This window comes from Streptomyces odontomachicola, from assembly GCF_039605595.1.
GTDB lineage: Bacteria > Actinomycetota > Actinomycetes > Streptomycetales > Streptomycetaceae > Streptomyces.
Map to the genome: position 1 here is coordinate 18,026 of NZ_JBCFOK010000033.1, position 20,893 is coordinate 38,918.

At 72.3% G+C, this 20,893-nt stretch carries 18 protein-coding genes; 6 read left to right on the forward strand and 12 right to left on the reverse strand.

The window, feature by feature from the left end:
• Window positions 1-191: 191 nt before the first annotated feature.
• The gene (locus tag ABEE00_RS35090) at window positions 192-1,067 is read left to right on the forward strand and encodes a hypothetical protein (RefSeq protein ID WP_345749869.1); all 876 of its coding nucleotides are present in this window, start codon (window positions 192-194) and stop codon (window positions 1,065-1,067) included.
• 63 nt (window positions 1,068-1,130) lie between these two features.
• Here ABEE00_RS35090 and ABEE00_RS35095 read toward each other — a convergent pair whose 3' ends face one another.
• The 8 genes from ABEE00_RS35095 to ABEE00_RS35130 all read right to left on the reverse strand — a co-directional run bounded on the left by ABEE00_RS35095 (window position 1,131) and on the right by ABEE00_RS35130 (window position 9,772).
• Window positions 1,131-1,484, reverse strand: coding sequence for a hypothetical protein (locus ABEE00_RS35095; RefSeq protein WP_345749870.1), 354 nt, complete (start codon window positions 1,482-1,484; stop codon window positions 1,131-1,133).
• Between the two features lie 156 nt (window positions 1,485-1,640).
• A complete protein-coding gene (locus ABEE00_RS35100; protein WP_345749871.1) occupies window positions 1,641-2,159 on the reverse strand; it encodes a hypothetical protein in 519 nt (172 codons plus the stop codon).
• A 4-nt stretch (window positions 2,160-2,163) separates the two neighbouring features.
• Window positions 2,164-2,928 (reverse strand): maleylpyruvate isomerase family mycothiol-dependent enzyme, encoded by a 765-nt coding sequence (locus ABEE00_RS35105; RefSeq protein ID WP_345749872.1) that lies wholly within the window; start codon window positions 2,926-2,928, stop codon window positions 2,164-2,166.
• A gap of 117 nt (window positions 2,929-3,045) precedes the next feature.
• The gene (locus ABEE00_RS35110; RefSeq protein WP_345749873.1) at window positions 3,046-4,407 is read right to left on the reverse strand and encodes a M20 family metallopeptidase; all 1,362 of its coding nucleotides are present in this window, start codon (window positions 4,405-4,407) and stop codon (window positions 3,046-3,048) included.
• A 118-nt stretch (window positions 4,408-4,525) separates the two neighbouring features.
• Window positions 4,526-5,704 (reverse strand): hypothetical protein, encoded by a 1,179-nt coding sequence (locus ABEE00_RS35115; protein ID WP_345749888.1) that lies wholly within the window; start codon window positions 5,702-5,704, stop codon window positions 4,526-4,528.
• Between the two features lie 139 nt (window positions 5,705-5,843).
• On the reverse strand, window positions 5,844-6,779 hold the full coding sequence (locus tag ABEE00_RS35120) for an N-acetylneuraminate synthase family protein (protein WP_345749874.1): 936 nt from the start codon (window positions 6,777-6,779) through the stop codon (window positions 5,844-5,846).
• A gap of 28 nt (window positions 6,780-6,807) precedes the next feature.
• Entirely contained in the window at window positions 6,808-8,088 is a 1,281-nt protein-coding gene (locus ABEE00_RS35125) for an acylneuraminate cytidylyltransferase (protein ID WP_345749875.1), read from the reverse strand.
• Between the two features lie 277 nt (window positions 8,089-8,365).
• Window positions 8,366-9,772 carry a DUF6716 putative glycosyltransferase gene (locus tag ABEE00_RS35130; protein ID WP_345749876.1) on the reverse strand — a complete coding sequence of 469 codons (1,407 nt, stop codon included), beginning with the start codon at window positions 9,770-9,772 and terminating at the stop codon, window positions 8,366-8,368.
• Window positions 9,773-9,969: 197 nt separating this feature from the next.
• Here ABEE00_RS35130 and ABEE00_RS35135 point away from each other — a divergent pair, with 197 nt between their 5' ends.
• From ABEE00_RS35135 to ABEE00_RS35145, 3 genes are read left to right on the forward strand one after another with little or no spacing between them, the layout of a single operon-like run.
• Window positions 9,970-10,944, forward strand: a complete 975-nt coding sequence (locus ABEE00_RS35135) for a glycosyltransferase family 2 protein (protein WP_345749877.1) — start codon at window positions 9,970-9,972, stop codon at window positions 10,942-10,944.
• Entirely contained in the window at window positions 10,944-12,341 is a 1,398-nt protein-coding gene (locus tag ABEE00_RS35140; RefSeq protein WP_345749878.1) for a polysialyltransferase family glycosyltransferase, read from the forward strand. Before ABEE00_RS35135 ends, ABEE00_RS35140 begins: the two co-directional genes overlap by 1 nt.
• A gap of 9 nt (window positions 12,342-12,350) precedes the next feature.
• The gene (locus tag ABEE00_RS35145; protein ID WP_345749879.1) at window positions 12,351-13,484 is read left to right on the forward strand and encodes an acyltransferase family protein; all 1,134 of its coding nucleotides are present in this window, start codon (window positions 12,351-12,353) and stop codon (window positions 13,482-13,484) included.
• 290 nt (window positions 13,485-13,774) lie between these two features.
• Here ABEE00_RS35145 and ABEE00_RS35150 read toward each other — a convergent pair whose 3' ends face one another.
• Entirely contained in the window at window positions 13,775-15,178 is a 1,404-nt protein-coding gene (locus tag ABEE00_RS35150) for a GntP family permease (protein WP_345749880.1), read from the reverse strand.
• Window positions 15,179-15,243: 65 nt separating this feature from the next.
• Window positions 15,244-15,783, reverse strand: a complete 540-nt coding sequence (locus ABEE00_RS35155) for a gluconokinase (protein WP_345749881.1) — start codon at window positions 15,781-15,783, stop codon at window positions 15,244-15,246.
• Window positions 15,784-15,974: 191 nt separating this feature from the next.
• Between ABEE00_RS35155 and ABEE00_RS35160 the strand changes: the two genes are divergently transcribed.
• Complete coding sequence (locus ABEE00_RS35160; RefSeq protein WP_345749882.1) at window positions 15,975-16,784, forward strand: FadR/GntR family transcriptional regulator; 810 nt, start codon at window positions 15,975-15,977, stop codon at window positions 16,782-16,784.
• On the opposite strand, the gene ABEE00_RS35165 is transcribed toward ABEE00_RS35160, so the two are convergent.
• On the reverse strand, window positions 16,781-17,485 hold the full coding sequence (locus ABEE00_RS35165) for a TetR/AcrR family transcriptional regulator C-terminal domain-containing protein (protein ID WP_345749883.1): 705 nt from the start codon (window positions 17,483-17,485) through the stop codon (window positions 16,781-16,783). The genes ABEE00_RS35160 and ABEE00_RS35165 overlap by 4 nt on opposite strands.
• Window positions 17,486-17,524: 39 nt before the next feature.
• Between ABEE00_RS35165 and ABEE00_RS35170 the strand changes: the two genes are divergently transcribed.
• Window positions 17,525-18,928: an FAD-dependent monooxygenase gene (locus tag ABEE00_RS35170; RefSeq protein WP_345749884.1), complete on the forward strand. Its 1,404-nt coding sequence runs from the start codon at window positions 17,525-17,527 to the stop codon at window positions 18,926-18,928.
• 46 nt (window positions 18,929-18,974) lie between these two features.
• Here ABEE00_RS35170 and ABEE00_RS35175 read toward each other — a convergent pair whose 3' ends face one another.
• Entirely contained in the window at window positions 18,975-20,573 is a 1,599-nt protein-coding gene (locus ABEE00_RS35175; RefSeq protein ID WP_345749885.1) for an acyl-CoA mutase large subunit family protein, read from the reverse strand.
• Window positions 20,574-20,893 lie beyond the last annotated feature (320 nt).

The following is a 20,893-nucleotide window of genomic DNA, read 5'->3' on the forward strand; positions in this document are numbered from 1 at the left end:
TTCAAGGAATGGGTGGGAGGTTCCTGCCCCCAACTGCCCAGCGCGCGGCGACACTTGGCGCGGTATGACAAAACGTGTTCGAGTTGCCACCTTGCGTCAGATGTGACTAGGTTTCCGCACAACGAAACGACCCCCGGCGGTGCGCCAACACCAGCGGGGGTCTAACCTCCAAGATCGACAGGACCGATCTCGTGGCTCTCCACCACCTTAGTCCCGCGCCGTGCGCGACCGCACACCCCCAGGCCAGCGCCGGTTACGGCAAACGCTCCGCGCCGGATCAACTCCCCCGCACCGCCCGGGACTTCCTCCACCTCAGTCCGCGCGTTGCCTCCGTCGCCGCGTACATCGACCAGTGCGCCGACGGCGCGGACATCTCGATCAAGACGCTCGCCAAGGTGCTGCCGGACTTCGGGCAGTGCGCGCTCGGCACCATCCGCCGGCGGCTGAGCGAGGCCGGGATGCTGCGGTGCGGGCGGCAGTGCGTGACCGTCGACGGGCAGAGCCGGTGGGTCACGTACACGTACTTCTCCCGCACGCCGCGCGACGAGCAGTGGTGGGCCGCCTTCCTGCGAGGCGAGCACCCGGACGAGCCGCCCCGGTGCGAGGACGAACCGCAGGTCAGGGCCCCCGCGTACGACCTCCTCGCCACCCTCGGCCGCACCGAACCCCGCATGACCCTCTCCGCCGCCGACTGCGCCTCGCTCACCCCGCTCGCCGCGCGGTGGCTCGAACGGGGCGCGAGCGGCGCCCAGGTCACCGCGGCCCTCACCGAGGGCCTGCCGCTCAGCATCAGCTCACCGTCGGGCCTGGCCCGCAAGCGCCTCACCGACCGCTTGCCGCCCCAACTCCCGGCCCCACGGCGTACGTTGCGCATGCTGGAGTGCACGGTGTGCCGCGCGCCGGGGCGCCCGGAGAGCCTGCCGGGAGGAATCTGCGGCGCCTGCCGAGGCCACGAGCCTCCCGAACAGGACCGCGCGGCGCCCGACCTCGTACGCGACCGAGTCAACGCCCTGCGGGCCGCCGCCCGCGCACGCCCCGCGACCAGCGGTAATGCCGTACGGCCTTGACCACGCCCCAGAGCCCGGCCAGCCACATGAAGTCCAGCCCCATGGCGTACTGCCATTTCCAGCTCACTCGCGCACGGCCTTCATGGCCTCGTCCAGGAGGACGCTCGCCTCGTCGGCCGCCTCCTTTGCCTCCGCCTCGCTGTCGGCGTGGTGCATGGTGTGGAGAGCCTGGTGGTAGCGGTCACGCAGGTCGGGGTGGCGTTCGATCTCGATCGTCTGTGCCCAGCGGAGCTTCCAGAGAAGTACAGGGGAGACGGAGTTCTCTTCGAGGGCTTGGGTTACGGCCGTCTCCATGGATTCGCGCATCTCGTCCAGGTACTCGGGGGCGACGGCGGCCAGAGCCTGGCGGAGGGCGGCGGGGGTGTGGTCCGGCCGTGGGATGAGCGGACTTGCTGAGGGCTGGGGTGCGGAGGACATGAACGGCGGTCCCTTCGTGGAGGCGCTGGAGCCAGCGTAGAGGCTGCGGTCCGCGTTGCTCTCGGTGTCATCGAAAGCATGGGGCAGCCGCGGCCCGAGGAGGAGGCGGCGGAGACTGTCCGGGCACACCAGAACGGCAGCCGCGCCGCCCGCTCCTCAGTCCTCGCCTCCTCGCAAGAGGATCGCGAAGTGGTCCGCGCTATGGCCGGCGATCAGGCCGTCGAAGGTGTAGGAAGTGACCTCCCCACCGCAACTGCCGTCACCGTCCAGGTTGGTGAACCAGACCGCATCCGGGCCGAGCACCTCGGTGACGCGTCGCGCGGCGGCGCGGGCCTTGTCGTGGTCGATCCCGGAGCTGCCGTAGGCCAGGTCCACCGCCGCGAGGGTGGCCAGCAGCTCGGGGACCTCCCCCGCCGCGTCGAGGGTGCGCAGGCTCGCCTCCAGCTCCGCGTCGCTGATCTCGTACGGAGGCGCGGCATGGTGCGGGGGCCAGGTCCGGTGTGCACGAGCGATCAGCCGCTGGGTCTCCCCCAGCAGCCCGCCGGGCCCGCGCAGCGCCGCCGTGCCGTGGGCGAAGCGCCCGTACCGCACGAACACCGGGCCGGCGCCGCGCGACAAGCGCCGCATCGACCGGCCGAGTTCGGTGACCGCCGACTCCCGCCGCTTACTGCTCATGCCGCTAATCCAGCCAGAACGCCGCCCGGTCCCGCCACTGGCGGAGCAGCGCTCGGTCGCCCTCGACCTCCAGTTGCTCTGTAGGCCGCCCGTACAGGAACAGCATCAGGTCCGGGAGCGGGCCCCGTACCGTCGTCGTCGCGGGGTCGTCGGTGGAGGCCCGGGTCCATCGGGGGCGGTCCGCCAGCAGGTCCATGCGCCAGCCCTCGCCCTCCTCCGAGAGGAGCTGCAACGTCACATCCCGGCCCAGGAGTTCGGGTCCGTACGCCTCCGGGGTCGTCGCCGCCGTCAGCCAGCGCTCGATCGCGTCCTCGGCGATCGGTGGGGACAGGTCGTACGGGGCGCCCACCGCGAGCGCCGCGTCGGCCCGGTGCACGGCCGTCTCGTGGAGGGTGTGGCGTGCCCAGAACTCCGGGGACTCCTCACCGGGCTGAGGCGTCCAGACGCGCGCCTCGGGGCCCGTCTCGCGCAGGGCCGTGACCAGGGAGGACGCGCCCTCCGTGAGCCAGGAGGACAGGAAGGCCGGATCCTCGTCCGCGTACGGCGCGACCTCGTTCACCAAGTCATCCGGGACCGGTTCGGCGGCCCGCGTACGGACGATGGTCTCCGCCCAGCGGTGTACGCCGCCGACGTGCCGTACGAGCTGGTTGAGGGTCCAGGCGGGGCAGGTGGGGACGGGGAGCCGGGGGTCCGCTTCCGTGAGGAGCGCGGCCAACAGGTCGGTCTGGGCGGGGATCTCCGCACACAGGCGCTCGTAGGAGAGGGGCATGGCGAGAACGTACGCGCGCGAGGGCCCGGAAGGCGCGCGCATTTCCGGCAGCATTCGCGCACATGCGAACGGGGCGGCCCGCGGGCCGCCCCGTCCCACAACGCCGCGCGCTACGCGCTACGCGTCCAGCAGCACCGCAGCCGTCAGCAGCTCGACCCCCGTCGGGATCGCCGCCTCGTCCGCGTCGAAGTCGCCCTGGTGCAGGTCGCGGGGGCGGCGGTCGCCAGGGGGGCGGACGCCGAGGCGGGCCATCACGCCGGGGACCTGCTCCAGATACCAGGAGAAGTCCTCGCCGCCCAGGGACTGTTCCGTCGTCTCGACCGAGGAGGCTCCGCGGCGCGCGACCATCGCGGCGCGGAGCAGCTCGGTGGACTCCGGCTCGTTCACCACAGGCGGGACGCCCCGTACGTAGTTGATCTCGGACTTGGCGCGGTGCAGCGTGGCGACCTCGTCGATCGCGGCGTGCACGAGGTCGGGCGCCTCGCGCCAGGCCGGGAGGTCCAGGCAGCGCAGCGTGCCGGAGAGCTCGGCGCGCTGGGGGATGACGTTAGGCGCGTGCCCCGACTCGATGCGGCCCCAGGTCAGGGCCATGCCGGAGCGCGCGTCCACGCGGCGCGCGAGCAGCGCGGGGACGTCGGTGACCAGCCGGGCCGCGGCCGTGACCAGGTCGGTCGTGAGGTGCGGGCGCGCGGTGTGGCCGCCCGCGCCGGTGAGCGCGATCTCCACGCGGTCGCAGGCCGAGGTGATCGGCCCGGGGCGCAGCCCGATGCGGCCCGCGTCGACCTTGGGGTCGCAGTGCACGCCGAGGATGCGGCCGACGCCCTCCAGCGCGCCGCCCTCGATCGCGTCGGTGGCGCCGCCGGGCAGCACCTCCTCGGCCGGCTGGAACAACAGCCTTACGGGGCGCGGCAGTCGGCCCTCCCTGGCGAGCTCGGCGAGGACCAGCCCCGCGCCCAGCACCACGGTGGTGTGCACGTCGTGGCCGCAGGCGTGGGCGCGGCCCGGGACGGTCGAGCGATACGGGACGGGCTTGGTGTCCGGGATGGGCAGCGCGTCGATGTCGGCGCGGAGGGCGATCAACTCACCGTCGCCGTACGACGAGTGGGCGCCGCCGTCTCCGTACGCGCCCTGTGCCCTGGCGCGCTCGTCCGGCTCTTCGAGGCCGGGGTAGATGTCGCAGACCAGGCCCGTGCCGACGGGCAGCACGCGGGGGCGCAGGCCCGCCTGCTCCAGCCGCGTCTTGAGGGTCTGGGTGGCGCGGAACTCCTGGTGCCCGAGCTCGGGGTGCATGTGCAAGTCACGGCGGAAGGTGACGAGTTCACAGTGCAGGGCGTCGGGGAGGGTGCCTGGGAGGTCCGTCGTCCCTGCCGTTGCGAGGGCCGCGGCGGCCAGGGGCGCTTCCGAGTCGGAGAGCGGGCCTCGCAGGGCCTGGGAACCGGGTCGGCCCACCTCCGGGTCAGGGGACAGGAGTTCGTTCATGGGGCGAAGAGTACGCACGGCGAGGCAGCAACTGACAATAGATCTCGTAAAGTTCAGTCCCACAGGGGACGAGAAAGTAGGCTGTGCGGCGGTTGTGCGCCTACGTAACTGGGTATGACTACGCGTTTGCGGTTCCCGGGTTCCCGGACGCTCCGCTTCCAATCCCCTGAGTGCCCCGCGAAGCCTCCTGCGCCCCCTCCGTACCTGTGGCACGCGCCCCTTCCGTACCTGCGGCACGGCCCGCCTCGGCCCCGTTGCCGAGCCGGCGTACGCCCTGTGCGCTGCCGGTCACCCCGGACAGGAAGCCCTGTGCGCGGGGCGACGCCTGGTCGGTGAGCCAGGAGGGGTCCACCTCGCAGACGGCGACCGTCACGGAGGTTCCGGCGAGGGCCAGCGGCAGGGTGTGCACGACGGTCGAGGGGAAGCTGAGGATGGTGCGGCCGATGGGGCCGCGCCGGGCGACAAGTTCGAGCGGCAGGTCGGGCCGTACGATCTCGAGGCCCGTCGCGGCGGTCACCCGCTGGAGCTTCTCGGGGCTCTCCCTGCGGTGCGCGAAGTAGCGGGTCGCGCCGTGCTCGCGGGCCAGCGAGGCGACCGCTTCCAGATAGCGGTCCAGGTCGACGACACCCGTCTCCACCAGCGATGTTCCCACCAGGTCCGTGCCCCTGGTGAGCCGCGGGGGGCCGAAGGTGTGACGGGTCCAGGCGAAGTCGTTGGCGGTCACGGTCACCCCGTCGGGCGCCTCCACGGGCATCGAGCTGAACACCTCGACCCTGCGCCGCTCCCCCGGGGTCAGCCGCCGCCTGGCGCCCCGCGCGAAGGGTGCGAACAGTGCGGCGCGGGGGTCGGCCGCCGCCTCCGTACCCTTGCGGTGCCAGCGTACGAAGCGCTCCCCGCGGGCCAGTTGGGCGATGAACTCCATCGTCGCGGTGCCGTCGTCGACCACCACCACGTCGCGCGCCGAGGCGAGGGTCAGCAGGAGTTGTACGTAACGGGAGAAGGGGTCGCCGATCACTATGCGGCGGGCGCGGCGCAGGGGTCCGGCGAGCGCGCCGATGGTCTTGGCGGGCGCGGCGACGCCGTCCCGCGCCTCCTCCCAGCGGACCGGATAGCCCTCGTCGCGGGCGAGTTCGGCCATTCTGCGGAGCTGGCCGCGGGTCATCGGGTCGTGCGGCGGCAGCACCACGAGGGTCAGCCGGGCGCTGTCCCTGCCGTGCGCCCACTCCAGGACGTTCAGAAGTTGTACGGGGCTTTCGACGAAGGCGAGGGTGCGGGGGTCGGCGCGCTGGTCCTCGATGCCGCCTTCGCCGCCGTCCGCGCCGGGTCTGTGGTCCGGCGGTACGCCCCGGAGGCGGCGCGGCCGTGAGTCGCCGCCCACCGCCTCCGGGCCGGGGGGCCTGGGCCCGTCGGGCTCGGTCAATTCCGTGCCCGCCAGGTCAGGCCGAGACGGGCGCGGTGCCGTCTGCGGCCTCCTCGGCCTCGGCGACGACGCCCTTCACGCGGCGCAGCTTCGACATGGGCTTGAGCTCGCTCTCGTACACCTTCTTCACGCCGTCGCCGAGGGACTCCTCGATGGTGCGGATGTCGCGCACGAGGCGGGACAGGCCCTGCGGCTCGACCGAGGCTGCCTGGTCGGAGCCCCACATGGCGCGGTCGAGGGTGATGTGGCGCTCGACGAAGGTGGCGCCGAGGGCGACGGCGGCGAGGGTGGTCTGGAGGCCGGTCTCGTGGCCGCTGTAGCCGATCGGCACGTTCGGGAACTCGTTCTGCAGGGTGTGGATCATCCGCAGGTTGAGCTCCTCGGCCTTCGCCGGGTACGTGGAGGTGGCGTGGCAGAGCAGGATGTTCTCGCTGCCCAGCACCTCGACGGCGTGCCGGATCTGCTTCGGGGTGGACATGCCGGTGGAGAGGATGACGGTCTTGCCGGTGGCGCGCAGAGCGCGCAGCAGCTCGTCGTCGGTCAGCGAGGCCGAGGCCACCTTGTGGGCCGGCACGTCGAACTTCTCCAGGAAGGAGACGGCCTCGGTGTCCCACGGGGAGGCGAACCAGTCGATGCCGCGCTTCTTGCAGTACTCGTCGATCGCCCGGTAGCCGTCCTCGTCGAACTCGACGCGGTGCCGGTAGTCGATGTACGTCATCCGGCCCCAGGGGGTGTCCCGCTCGATGTCCCACTGGTCGCGCGGGGTGCAGATCTCGGGCGTGCGCTTCTGGAACTTCACGGCGTCGCAGCCGGCCTCGGCGGCCGCGTCGATGAGCGCGAAGGCGTTCTCCAGGTCGCCGTTGTGGTTGATGCCGATCTCGCCGGTGACGTAGACGGGGTAGCCGGGGCCCGCGGTGCGGTTGCCGAGGGTGCGGAGGCGGTTGGTGCTCATGGTGAGTGAGTTCTTTCTGCTAGAGCTGCTAGAGGGAGGGCAGCAGGCTGGGTTCGGCCTGCGCCGGTGATCCGGCGGTGGCGGCTTCGCTGACGGCCGTCGTCGGCCGGGGCGTCTGGAGGTCGGGGCCGAGGAGCCACGAGGCGATCTCGCGGATCGCGCCCCCGCCGCCGGGCGCCGAGGTGACCGCGCGTGCCGCGCCGCGTACGACGTCGTGGGCGCCCGCGACCGCGACCGGCCAGCCGGCGAGGCCGAAGCACGGGAGGTCGTTGACGTCGTTGCCGGCGTAGAGCACGCGCTCCGGGGCGATGCCCTGCTCCTCGCACCACTGTTTGAGGGCGAGGTCCTTCCGGTCGATGCCGTGCAGCACGGGGATCTGGAGCTTCTTGGCCCGCGCGGCGACGACCGGGTTCTGTTCCGTGGACAGGATCAGCATGCGCAGCCCGGAGCGGCGCAGCGCCGCGATGCCGAGCCCGTCGCCGCGGTGCACGGCGACGGTCTCCCGTCCCTCGGAGTCGACGTGCACCCGGTCGTCGGTCTGGGTGCCGTCGAAGTCGAGCACGACCGCGTCGACGTCGCCGAAGGACGGCAGCGCGCCGGGGGTGGCGACGTCGAGGAGCGGTGCGAGGGCGCGGGCGCGCGCGAGGTCGTGCGGATCGTCGACCTCCAGCACCCGCGCGGGGTCGGTGCGCACCGGTTCGGTGCGGCCGAAGAAGCGGTGGCCCGCCTTGCGGAAGCCGGCGGCGTCCATGGCGTACGCGGCGCCGGTCTCCAGCAGGTCCTGCGGGCGGTCCTGGCGGCGGGGGCGGAACGCCTTGTCGTGGTTCACGCCGAAGCCGCCGTCCGCCGCGGCCTCCTCGCCCGCCTCGCCGTCGCGCCATACGAAGCCGTGGAACTCGGCGACGGTCAGCGCGCTGTCCGCGCCGCCGGCCGTGACCGCCGAGGCCACCGCGTCGATGTCCTCGTACGTGAGGAAGGGGCTCGTGCACTGGACGAGGAGCACCGTGTCCACGGCGGTGCCGTGCCGTGCCTCGTACGCGTCCATGGCGTGCAGCACCGCGGCCTCGCTGGTGGCGGTGTCGCCGGCGATGTCGGACGGGCGCTCGGCGACCTCGGCGCCTGCGCCGCGTGCGGCCGCGGCGATCGCGGGGTCGTCGGTGGAGACGACGGTGGCGGTCACCTCCGTCGCCTCGACGCAGGCGCGTACGGCCCTGGCCACCAGGGGTACGCCGCCGACCGGCGCGAGGTTCTTGGCGGGCACGCCCTTGGAGCCGCCCCTGGCGGGGATGACGGCGAGCACGGTGGTCATGGCGTCTCCTCAACAGTCAGACAGGGTGTGGGCAGTCGTTCCGCAGGGGCGGAACGGGTGGGCACACCCGGGACCGCACCCGCGAGGCCCACCCGGCCCCGCACGCGAAGCGGGCGCCGCCCGCACCCCGTCGGGCACGTGGTTGCGTGGGAGCGGGGGTGCGGTCGCGCTGCTGCGCTGTGCCCGCCCTGCGCCCCTGGCGCAGACCGCCCACAACGCAGCGGGGCAGAGGGCGCACAACGCAGCGGGGGCGGCGGCGAGCCGCCGGAGGCCGCGCTCACAGTTCGCCCACCCGTCGAATGACCGGGGCCACCCGCTGGACGCCGTGGCGGTATGCCGCGCGGGCCGTGTTGCGGAGGGCGTTGCGCAGGAGTGAGGGCTCGCCCGCCTCGGCCGGCGCTCCCGGCAGCGGCGCGCCGTCCCGGTCGAAGCCGTAGCGGGCGAGGATGCCGGGGAGGTATCCGGGCGCCGTCGCCGGCGTGTAGTACGGCGCGATCGGCGGGAGTTCACCGCGCTTGGCGGCGAGACCGGCGACCCGTTCCCGCGCACCGGCGAAGGCGGACTCGTACGCGTCGGACGAAGCGGCGCACACCCCCTGCCGGGACGTCCACTCCGGGTCGGCGTCCGGCAGGTGCCCCGCGTCCAGCGAGTCCCAGGAGGCCAGGCAGCCCGAGCCGAGGAAGTAGTGGTTGCCCAGCACCTCGCGCACGCCGAGGTCGGTGAGCAGCGCGGTCGGCACCGAACGGTGCAGCGACTCCAGCGCCGCCGTGGAGGAGACCGTGACCAGCAGGTCCGTGCGGTCGAGCACCTCGCCCATGTGCCCGTACACCAGGCGGCAGTTGGGCGGCAGCCCGCCGGGGAGCTTCGCCGCGAGCTTCTGGTACGGCTGCTCCTCGATGTGCGTGGTGTGCTCCCCCGGCTTGCTGCGCAGCTTGATCAGCACCTCCCGCTCCGGGTGCAGCCGCGCGTGCTGTACCGCGCGCCGCAGCAGGTAGGAGCGGTCGCCCCGGGAGGCGGGCACGGAGGGCTGCGCGGCGAAGGTGACGGTGAACGGCCGCTCGGGGGAGGGCCCTTGGTACGGGGCCCCGCCCAGGAAGGGCAGCGCGCACTCGGTCACCGCCGAGGCGTCGGCGCCCACACCCTCGTACACCGATCTGAACCGCTCGGCGTCGTAGCGGGAGTTGGCGAGCACCACGTCCGCGCCGTGCCGGAGCAGCAGCCCGTCGGCGAGCTTCTCGTAGACCACCCCGACGTACCCGGTGACTACAACAGGCCGGCCCGCGCCGCTCCCTTGAGCCCCCACGGCTCCCGTGGCGCGGGCCAGCCCGTGCAGCATCGCCTGAACGGCTCCACCCACACAGGCGAGGACCACCAGGTCGCAGCTTCCGGACGACGCGGAAGCGGAATCCGCCGCGGCGCCGGGATCAGCGGAGTCCCCGGACTCCCCCGTGACCGCGCGGACGAATCCCGCGCCCGTCACCTCGCGGAGCGAGTCCGCGCGCACGCCCACCTCGGCGAGCTGGCGCGGGGTGGGCGTGGCCCGGCCGCGCAGCAGCATTCCGTCGATGCGGGCGCCGGGGGCGAGGCGGCGCGCGGTCAGTGCGCCCCATTTCCAGCGCGTATCGGAATCGGCGAGCACCACAACGCGTTGCGGAGAAGCGGAACCGGAAGCAGTAGATGGCACGTCCTTGACGCTAGGAAGGGATTCCGCTGCTGGGCCCAACTCAAAAGCAACAGCCGGTTAACAAAACACCGCCGGACGGCGAACCGGCCCGTCGGAGCCGCTCAGGATTTCCGGTTAACCATTCCGCCATCCTTCGTTCACCGTCGCGTACGCGCCAGGTCAAGACGAATGCCGGGAGGACACCTAACGTCACCCGGGTGGTTAAGCTCTCCGTCATCGTGCCGTTCTACAACGTGCAGTCATATGCGCCGGACACGCTCCGCAGCCTCCGCGCGAACGCCCGCGACGACTTCGAATTCATTCTGGTCGATGACTGTTCGACCGACGGCACCCCGGAGATTCTGGAGCGTGCCGAACAGGAACTCCCGGGTGCGAAGCTGGTCCGCCATTCCCAGAATGGCGGCCTGGCCACCGCGCGGAACACTGGCCTGGAGGCGGCGAACGGCGAATTCCTCACCTTTCTGGACGGCGACGACTGGCTCGCGCCGGGTTATTACGAGGAACTCCTCGCCGTCATCGAGCGGCTGGACTGCGACTTCGTGCGCACCGACCACGTGCAGGTCACGGGCCGGAACAGGACCATTTCGCGGGTGCCGCACGGGCGCCGCGGGGTGGCGATGGACCCGCGCGCCGCGATCCTGCCGGCCGACCGCACGACCTCCGTGGACTACGCGTACGCCTGGGCCGGGATCTACCACCGCAGGCTGCTGGACGACGGGGTGCTGCACTTCCGGCACGGCCTGCGTACGGCGGAGGACCGGCCGTGGATCTGGCGGCTGCACCGCGAGGCGAGGTCTTTCGCGGCCGTCGGGCTGCTCGGCGTCTTCTACCGGCGCGGCGTCGCCTCCTCGCTGACCCAGATCGGCGACGTACGGCAGCTCGACTTCCTGCGCGCCTTCGACCAGGTCATAGACGAGACCCGGCGGGATCCCGAGGCGGACACGCTGCTGCCGAAGGCGGTGCGCACCTACTGCGCGATCATCTCCCACCATCTGACGAGCGGAAGGTTCGAACCGCAAGTGGCAAGGAAGCTGCGCCAGTCGAGCGCCGCCGCGCTCCGCCGGATGCCCGCCGACGTGCTGGAAGGCGCGCTGAACTCGATGGACGCCGAGCGCGCCGCGCGCCTGCGGCGTCTCAAGCGGCGCCCCGCCGCGCTCGGGGAGGCGGCCTGATGGACACGCACACACCCTCTCGCGCGGAGGCGCCCGCCGGGGCGCCCGCGCGCACCCAGATCTTCTTCGCGTCCACGCTGTACGGCGCCGCCACCCTGGCCGCTGCCCTGGACGCGGGCCGCTTCGAGACGGCCGACCACCGCATCCTGCTGGTCGGCAACAACGCGGCGATCCCGGAGACCGCGACCCCGCTGGACCGCATGCCGGGCTTCGAGCGGCTGCGGCACCGATTCGACCGGGTGCTGTCGTGGAACGCGACCATCCGCCCGCACCACCCCGCCGCATGGTCCCCGCGCGCCGACGACGTACCCCTGTGGGAGCGCATGCTGCGCACCGAGTGGGGCCTCGGCGACGACGAGGTGCACCTGGTGCTGGAGTCGATCCAGGTGGAGCCCGCGCTGGCCATCGCGAAGCTGTTCCCCGACGCGCCGATCGACCTGTACGCGGACGGGCTGATGAGCTACGGGCCCACCCGCAACAAGCTCGCGCCGCTGGTCGGCACCCGCGTGCGCAGGCTCCTGCACCTGGACCTGCTGCCGGGTCTGCGGCCGCTGCTGCTCACCGAGTTCGGGGTGCCGGCCGAGACGGTGCCCACCGAGTCCTTCCGCCGCGTGCTGGCCGAGCTCGCCCGCGATGTGCCGCCTGCCGTGAGCGCGGCGCCGCACGGGGCGGCGCTGCTGCTCGGCCAGTACCTCTCGGCGCTGGACATCCTCAGCGCCGAGGAGGAGGAGCAGCTCCATGTGCGGATGCTGCGCGGCGCGGTCCAACTGGGCCACCGGCAGGTGGTGTTCAAGCCGCACCCGGTCGCGCCCGCCCGCTTCTCCCGCGCGCTGGAGAAGGAGGCCGGCGAGCTGGGCGTGGACCTCACCGTGCTGGAGGCCCCGGTGCTCGCCGAGGTGCTGTACGAGGAGACCGCGCCGGCCCTGGTGGTGGGCTGCTTCTCCACCGCGCTGCTGACGGCCGCCTCGTTCTACGGGCTGCGGGTCGCGCGCACCGGGACGGGGCTGCTGCTGGAGCGGGTCACGCCGTACCAGAACAGCAACCGCATCCCGGTCACGCTCGCCGACGCGGTGCTGCCCGACGTCTCCGACGCGGCGGCCGTGGGCGCGTGGCGCACGCCCGACGCGGAGACCGTGGAGCGCGAACTCCAGGGCCTCGTACGGGCCGTGGGCTTCTGCATGCAGGCGAAGATCTACCCGCACCTGCGCCCCGAGGTGGAGCGCTATCTCTCCACCCGCCTGAACGGCGCGACCTGGCGCTACTTCAAGCGGCGCCGGCTCACCGCGCTCGGCCTGCCCGGCGCGCTGCCGCAGCAGTTCGCGTTCGTCCCGCGCAACCGCACCGTGCGAAAAGTGGCCAGGAGAGCGCGGAAGCTCAAGCGGGCCGCGTTCGGCTGAGGCGCACCGATGAGCACCACACATGTGACGGCGGGCCCCTCCTCCCCCGTGCGTCCGGCGCCGCGCGAACTCCCCGGCGCCGGACGGCTGCGCGCCCTCGACGGGCTGCGGCTGGTCGCGGCGCTGCTGGTCGCCTGCTACCACTACGGCGGCCGGAACGGCGAGATCACCGAGGCGTGGGGCAGTTCGCCGACGCACCAGTTCCCGTACCTCTCCCAGGTGTTCGCCTACGGCTGCCTGGGCGTGCAGTTCTTCTTCCTGATCAGCGGCTTCGTGATCTGCATGAGCGGCTGGGGCCGCCCGCTGCGGCACTTCGCCGCCTCACGCTTCGCCCGCCTGATGCCGGCCTACTGGGCCGCGGTCGTCCTGGTCACCCTGGTCTTCGCGGTGCCGGGCGTGGTGTACGAGGCGGTCGCGCCCAGCGACATGCTGGTGAACCTGACCATGCTCCAGGAGCCGCTCGGCGTGGACCGGGTGCTGGGCGTGTGCTGGACGCTCTGGGCGGAGCTGCGCTTCTACGTGCTCTTCGCGCTGTTCGTGGTGGTGCCGGGCGCCACCCGGCAGCGCGTGGTGTGGCTGTGCGCGGGGTGGACGCTGGCCGCCGTGCTGGCCGAGGCGTCGGGCTCGGAGCTGCTGGAGGTGCTGCTGATGCCGCAGTACGCGCCGTTCTTCATCGGCGGGATGGGTCTGTATCTGCTCCACCGGTACGGGCACGAGCCCACGGCCTGGGCGATCGTCGGCGTCAGCTTCCTGCTCGGGCAGCACTTCGCGGTCGTGGAGCTGTGGAACGACGGAGGGCCCGGCACCTTCTCCTACCGCCCCTCCGCCGGGATAGTCGCGTTCGTCGCGCTGGGCTTCGCGGCGGTCGCCGCGGTGGCCCTGGGCGGCCTGCGCCGGGTGGACTGGGGCTGGCTCACCACGGCCGGCGCCCTCACCTACCCCTTCTACCTGGTGCACGAGCACCTGGGCTGGGTAGCCATCCGCGGCCTCCACCGCTGGCTGGGCGTCCCGTCCTGGCTCACTTTCCTGACGACCCTGACATCGATGCTTCTCCTGGCATGGGCCTTGCACCGCGTGGTGGAACGCCGCCTGGGCCCGGCCCTGAAACGCTCCCTCAACAGCCCGCTGCACCACGCGGGTTGAACGTCTCCCCCACACGCCGAGAGCCCCCGCCCGACCAGCGGCCTGCGCGCGGCCCGCACGGCGAACCGCCGGCCGCCGCCGCGGGCCGACTTCCCGCTCCGGCGGGAAGAAGGGGCGGCACGCGCCGGGCGGCCGCGCCGAGGCCCCGTTGCCGGAAACGCCGAGCGCCCCGCCGCATCCCGTACGCCGAGAGCCCGCGGCACCCTCCGTACGACGAGAGCCCCGGCACTCGGGGGCGTGCCGGGGCTCTCTCCCGTGGGGACGGGCCTCAGGGGGGTCGTGGGGCGGGGCTAGAGGACCAGGGAGAGGAGCAGGAGGAGGATCAGGGCCACCACCGAGATGATCGACTCCAGGACCGACCAGGTCTTGATCGTCTGGCCGACGTTCATCCCGAAGTACTCCTTCACCAGCCAGAACCCGGCGTCGTTCACGTGGCTGAAGAAGACCGAACCGGCGCCGACGGCCAGCACCAGCAGTGCCGCGTGAGCGGTGTTCATGTCCGTGGCGAGCGGCGCCACGAGACCCGCGGCCGAGATGGTGGCCACCGTCGCCGAGCCGGTCGCGAGCCGGATGGCCACCGCGATCAGCCAGCCCAGCAGGATCGCGGGGATCGACCACTCCTTGGAGAAGTCCAGGATCATGTCGCCGATCCCGAGCTCGATCAGCGTCTCCTTGAAGCCGCCGCCCGCGCCGACGATGAGCAGGATCCCGGCGATCGGACCGAGGCCCGAGCCCACCGACTCCCCCAGCCTGTCCTTGCTGAAGCCGGCGGCCCGGCCCAGCGTGAACAGCGCGACCAGCACCGCCACCAGCAGCGCGATCAGCGGCGAACCGATCACGTCCAGCACCCGCTGCACGTGGTTCTCCGGGTCGTCGATCACGATGTCGCCGAGCGCCTTGAGCAGCATCAGGACCACGGGCAGCAGCACCGTGCACACCGTGGGCCCGAACCCGGGCCTGCGCTCCAGGCTCTCCGAGGGCCGCTCGGGGGTCAGCCCCTCCGGCGGCGACACGTCCACCCAGCGCGCGGCGACCTTGCCGAACAGCGGCCCCGCGATGATCAGCGTGGGGATGCCGACCAGCACGCCCAGCGCCAGCGTGACGCCGAGGTTCGCGTGGATGGCCCCGATCGCGGCGAGCGGCCCCGGGTGCGGGGGCACCAGCGCGTGCATGACCGAGAGCCCGGCGAGCGCGGGCACGCCGATCCGCATCAGCGAGAAGTTGCCGCGCTTGGCGACCAGCAGCACCACGGGGATCAGCAGCACGATGCCGACCTCGAAGAAGAGCGGCAGCCCGATGATGCCCGCGATCAGCGCGATCGCCCACGGCATCCGGCTCGTCTTCGCCTTCGCGAGGATCGTGTCGACGATCTGGTCCGCGCCCCCCGAATCGGCGAGCAGCTTGCCCAGGATCGCGCCGAGCGCGATGAGCACGCCCACGTCCGAGACGGTGTCCCCGAGCCCGGTGGTGAACGCCTCGATGGTCTTGTCGGGCGCCGCGGCCGCAACCGAGCCCAGCACCAGGGTGCCGAGCGTCAGCGCCAGGAAGGCGTGCAGCCTGAACTTGGTGATGAGAACGACGATGACGGCGATGCCCGCCAGCACGGCGATACCGAGCTGCGCGCTGCCTGCGGAGGTGATGGTCTTGGCGGGCTCCGACCCCGCGGCCATCATCTCGGCACTGAGATGAAGCACGGCTTGTCCTGTTTCTGTGCGGCCTTACGGGTCCGGCGCCCGGCCCCGTACGACGGGAGGGTGGGTCAGCTGCTCACGGCGGCCGCGGCCTGCGCGCCCAGCGCGGCGATGCCCCGCTCGACGATGGTCCGCGGCTCCGCGTCGACGCGCACGGCGGCGCCGTCCTCGTCGGGCTGGAGCGGCTCCAGGGTGGCGAACTGCGAATCCAGCAGCGCCACGGGCATGAAGTGGTCCTGACGCTCCCGCATCCGCTCGTCGATCAGGGCGCGGTCGCCGGTCAGGTGGAGGAAGCGGACGCCGGGCTCGGCGGCCCGCAGCCTGTCGCGGTAGGAGCGCTTGAGGGCCGAGCAGCTCACCACGGCGGTGACCTCGCCCTTTTGCCCGGTCGCGTTCCGCGCGTGGCCGTGCGCCCAGGCCCCGATGGCGTCCAGCCAGGGGAGGCGGTCCTCGTCGTCCAGCGGGGTGCCGGCGGACATCTTCGCGATGTTGGCCGGCGGGTGGAAGCCGTCGGCCTCCGCGTACGGGACACCCAGCTCGGCGGCGAGCATTTCGCCGACCGTCGTCTTGCCGGTCCCGGCCACTCCCATGACCACCACGACACTCATGCCCGCGCTCACCTCGCTGTCCTCGTCGACCCCGGGCCAGCGGCTACCTAACCCCATAGGTCACACGTATTCAAGAGCTTGACCTTTAAAAGTCATACTTAATTGGCGTGACGGTGACCACGTAGGCTGGGTCCGCCCGGCGGGGGACGAGACGCGGGGCGCAGCGGATCGGAACCGGGAGAGCCACAGCCATGACCAGCGAGGCGGCGGACCGCGAGGGCCGGGACGGGGAGGCCGCGGGGCCCGGCACGGCGGACGGCGGCGCGAATGGCACGGCGGACAGCACGACGGACGGCACAGCGAACGCCGCGGCCCGCGGCCTGCACGCGCAGCTCCTCGCCTCGCTCGGCCCGGCCATCACCGCGGGCGAATACCCGCCGGGCACCGTGCTGCGCACCGACGAACTCGCCGAGCGCTACGAGGTCTCGCGCACCGTCGCCCGCGAGGCCGTCCGCGTACTGGAGTCGATGCACCTCGTGGAGTCCCGGCGCCGGGTCGGCGTGCGGATCAGGCCCACCGAGGAGTGGAACGTCTTCGACCCGCAGGTGATCACCTGGCGCCTCGCGGGCGCCGACCGCGGGCGGCAGCTCCGCTCGCTGACCGTGCTGCGCTCGGCCGTGGAGCCGGTCGCGGCGCGGCTCGCGGCCGAGTTCGCGACGCCCGAGGAGTGCGCGCAGCTCACCGAGCAGGCGCTCGGGATGGTCGCCACCTCACGCGGCCAGCAGCTCGACAACTACCTGGTGCACGACATCACCTTCCACCGCACGATCCTCCGCGCCTCGCGGAACGAGATGTTCGCGCGGCTCGGCGACGTGGTCGCCGCGATCCTCACGGGCCGTACGGAGCACGAGCTGATGTTCAGCGACCCGCGCCAGGAGGCGGTGACCATGCACGTCCAGGTCGCCGAGGCGATACGGGAGGGCGACGGCGCGCGCGCCGAGCAGATCATGCGCACCATCACGGTGGACGCCATGGAGGAACTGGACGTCCTCGCGCCCTAGCCGCGACCCTCCTCCGGCTTCAGCATCGTCGCACCGATCCCCGCCACGACCGCCGCCAGCCCCTCCTCGAAGCGCTCCTCGTAGTTGCCGAAGAGCTCGGCGCTGACCTGCGCCGCCAGCGGGTGCTCGGGGGCCAGCCTGCGCTCCCGCTCCTCGACCTCGTACCCGGGGCGCCGCTCGCCCGGCAGCGGGTGCACGCCCTGCTCCTCCGTCACGAAGCCCATCGTGAAGGTGTACGCGACGGCCGAGGCACGCGCGGCGGCCGCCGGCGTGAACCCGGCCTCCACCAGCGCCCGCAGGTGCTCCTCCTGGCCCGGCGCGTGCTCGGTGCCGCTGAGCCGGGTGCCGGCGAAGACCTTCGCGCCGTCCCGGTACCCCAGCAGGAGGCGGCGCAGCCTACGGCAGGGGTCCGAGAGCCGCTCCCGCCAGTCCGCGTCCTCCGCCGGGCCCGGCTGCGCGTCCAGTTCGCGCTGGAGGAGCGTGGCCATTTCGTCCAGCAGCTCCTGCTTGCTCTTGAAGTGCCAGTAGAGCGCGGGCGCCTGGACGTTCAGCTCCTTGGCGATGCGGCGCAGGCTCAGCCCGTCGAGCCCGGTGTCGTTGAGCAGCCGCAGCGCGGTCTCCGCGACCTGGGCCCGGTCGAGGCGGGCCGCCGAGCCCGCCTTGCCGCTCTTGCTGCTTTTGCTGCTTCCCTTCTCGGCCATGCTTGACAACTTAACACCATTAAGCGCACCCTCGGCGGCATGGGACTTAACAGTGTTAAGGGCGACTCCGGCGGCATCGACGTGGTGATCGTCGGCGCCGGGCCCACCGGCCTGGTGCTGGCCGTGGACCTGCTGCGGCGCGGCGTACGCGTACGGCTGCTGGAGCGCGGCGAGCGGCTGTTCCCCGGCTCCCGAGGCAAGGGCATCCAGCCGCGCACCCGCGAGGTGCTGGACGACCTCGGCGTGGGCGCGGCCTTCACCGCGGCGGGCGGTCCTTACCCGCCGATGCGGGCGTGGCGGGACGGCGAGCCCGGCGAGCGCTGGGACCTCGCCGAGCGCACCGGACCGATTCCCGGCGCGCCGTACCACGAGGCGCTGATGGTGCCGCAGTGGCGCACGCAGGAGCTGCTGTACGCGCGCGTCCGAGAGCTGGGCGGGGAGGCCGAGTTCGGCGCGGAGGTCGCCGGGCTCGCGCAGGACGCGGAGGGCGTCACGGTGCGGCTGGCCGACGGGCGCGCGGTGCGCGGGCGGTATCTGGTCGCGGCGGACGGCGGGCGCAGCACGGTACGCCGCGAGCTGGGCATCGCCATGCACGGGGAGACCGTGGACCCCTCCCCCATGCTGGTCGCGGACGTGCGGCTGGGCGCGGACGCGGAGTTGGGGCGCGACGCGTGGCATGTGTGGCCCGAGGCGCCGGGCGGGAGCCTCGCGCTGTGTCCGCTGGCGGGCGTCCCCGAGTTCCAGTTGGCCGCGCAGTTCGCGCCCGGTACGGAGGTGTCGGTCTCGGCCGCGGCGGTGCGGTCGCTGATCTCCTCCCGTACGGGGATTCCCGCGTCCGCCGTCCAAGAGGTGCGGTGGGCCTCGGACTTCACCGCGCGCGCCGCGATGGCGGAGCGCTTCCGGGAGGGGCGGGTCTTCCTCGCGGGGGACGCGGCCCATGTGCACTCGCCGGCCGGGGGCCAGGGGCTCAACACCGGTGTGCAGGACGCGTACAACCTCGGCTGGAAGCTGGGTGAGGTGCTGCGGGGGGCGGCGGGCGAGGAGCTGCTCGACTCGTACGCGGTCGAGCGGGAGGCGGTGGCGGCCGACGTGCTGGGGCTGAGCACGCGGATCCACCGGGGGGTGGTGCGGCGGGGGTCTTCCACGCACCAGCTCGACGTGGGCTACAGGTCGAGCCCGCTCTCCCGCGACCTCCGGGCCGCACCCGGCGGCTGGCTCCGGCCGGGAGACCGAGCCCCGGACGCGGAGTGCGTCCTGTCCGACGGCACGCCGGTACGCATCTTCGACCTGCTGCACGGCACGGGGTACGTGACCCTCTCCTTCGGCGGCACGCCGCCACCGGGTTCATACGCGATCACGAAAACGGAACCCCACGCGGAGGCGGCCTACGGCCCCGACACCTACACAATCCGCCCAGACGGCTACATAAGCGTCGCCCAGTAACCCCTCCCCCCCCCGCACTTAGGTGTGTGTGGGGGGGGGGAAGCGATCAGAAGGTGTCTGTGGGGACGTATGCCCCCCACGTCTCGCGCAAGGTGTTGCAGACCTCTCCCACCGTCGCCCGGGCCCGGAGCGCCTCCTTCATCGGGTAGAGGACGTTGTCCTCGCCCTCCGCCGCCTTGCGGAGCGAGTCGAGCGCGGACTCGACAGCCGCGGAGTCGCGCTCAGCGCGCAGCCGCGCCAACCGCTCCACCTGCTGCGCCTCGATCGCCGGATCGACCTTCAGCGGGTCGTAGGGATCCTCCTCCGCCATCTGGAAGCGGTTGACCCCGACCACCACACGCTCGCCGCTGTCCTGCTCCTGCGCGATCGCATACGCGCTGCGCTCGATCTCGTTCTTCTGATACCCCTGCTCGATCGCGTCGACCGCGCCGCCCCGCTCCTCGACCTGGCGCATCAGCTCGACGGCCGCCGCCTCCACGTCATCGGTCATCGACTCGACCACGTACGAACCGGCGAAGGGGTCGACGGTCGCCGTCACATCGGTCTCGTACGCGAGGACCTGCTGCGTACGCAGCGCAAGACGGGCCGACTTGTCCGTCGGCAGCGCGATCGCCTCGTCGTAGGAGTTGGTGTGCAGCGACTGCGTGCCGCCCAGCACCGCGCCCAGCGCCTGCACGGTGACCCGGGCCATGTTGACCTCGGGCTGCTGCGCGGTGAGCTGCACCCCGGCCGTCTGGGTGTGGAAGCGCAGCATCAGCGACTTGGGGTTCTTCGCGCCGAACTCCTCCTTCATCACCCGCGCCCAGATCCGCCGCGCCGCACGGAACTTCGCGACCTCTTCGAGCAGCGTCGTACGGGAGACGAAGAAGAAGGACAGGCGCGGCGCGAAGTCGTCCACGTCCATCCCGGCGGCCACCGCGGTGCGCACGTACTGGATGCCGTCGGCCAGCGTGAAGGCGATCTCCTGCGCGGGCGTCGCCCCCGCCTCGGCCATGTGGTACCCGGAGATGGAGATGGTGTTCCACTTCGGGATCTCGGCCTTGCAGTACTTGAAGATGTCGGCGATCAGGCGCAGCGAGGGCTTGGGCGGGAAGATGTACGTGCCCCGCGCGATGTACTCCTTGAGCACGTCGTTCTGGATCGTGCCCGTGAGCTTCTTCGGGTCGGCGCCCTGCTCCTCGGCGACGAGCTGGTAGAGCAGGAGCAGCAGCGCGGCCGGCGCGTTGATGGTCATCGACGTGGAGACCTTCTCCAGCGGGATCCCGCCGAAGAGCACCCGCATGTCGTCGATCGAGTCGATGGCGACGCCGACCTTGCCGACCTCGCCCGAGGCGATCGGCGCGTCCGAGTCGTGCCCCATCTGGGTCGGCAGGTCGAACGCGACCGAGAGGCCCATCGTGCCGTTCTCGATGAGCTGCTTGTAGCGCGCGTTGGACTCGGTCGCGGTGCCGAATCCCGCGTACTGCCGCATCGTCCACGGGCGCCCCGTATACATCGAGGGGTAGACGCCGCGCGTGTACGGATAGGCGCCCGGCTCGCCCAGCTTCCCTTCCGGATCCCAGTCCCGCAGTACGTCCGGACCGTAGACCGGCTGGATGGGCTGTCCGCTCTCGTTGAGTCGGACGCCCTCGGCCTCGCGTGCCATGGTCTTGCCTCCGTACATCAATGGTTACTGCCCAGTTGGCACGGACTGTAGCTACCAGCCTGCGTGCCGTGGAGGTCCGGCGGCTGGGACCTTGCTCACAGCATGCGCCGTACGGAGGAGGAAAGGGGAGGGCGCCCGGGCGCGGAGAGGCGGAGGAAGAAACGAAAGAAGAGGGGCGCGGGCGGGCCCGGGGGGACGTGTCCCGCCCGCCCCAATCGCGCGGACCCATAGGTACGGGGGGAACCACGGGTCTCTCGCCCAGCCCCTGACCAGTCGGCTCACATTCAACTGCGTCGCGGTCCCCGAAAGTGTGACACCCT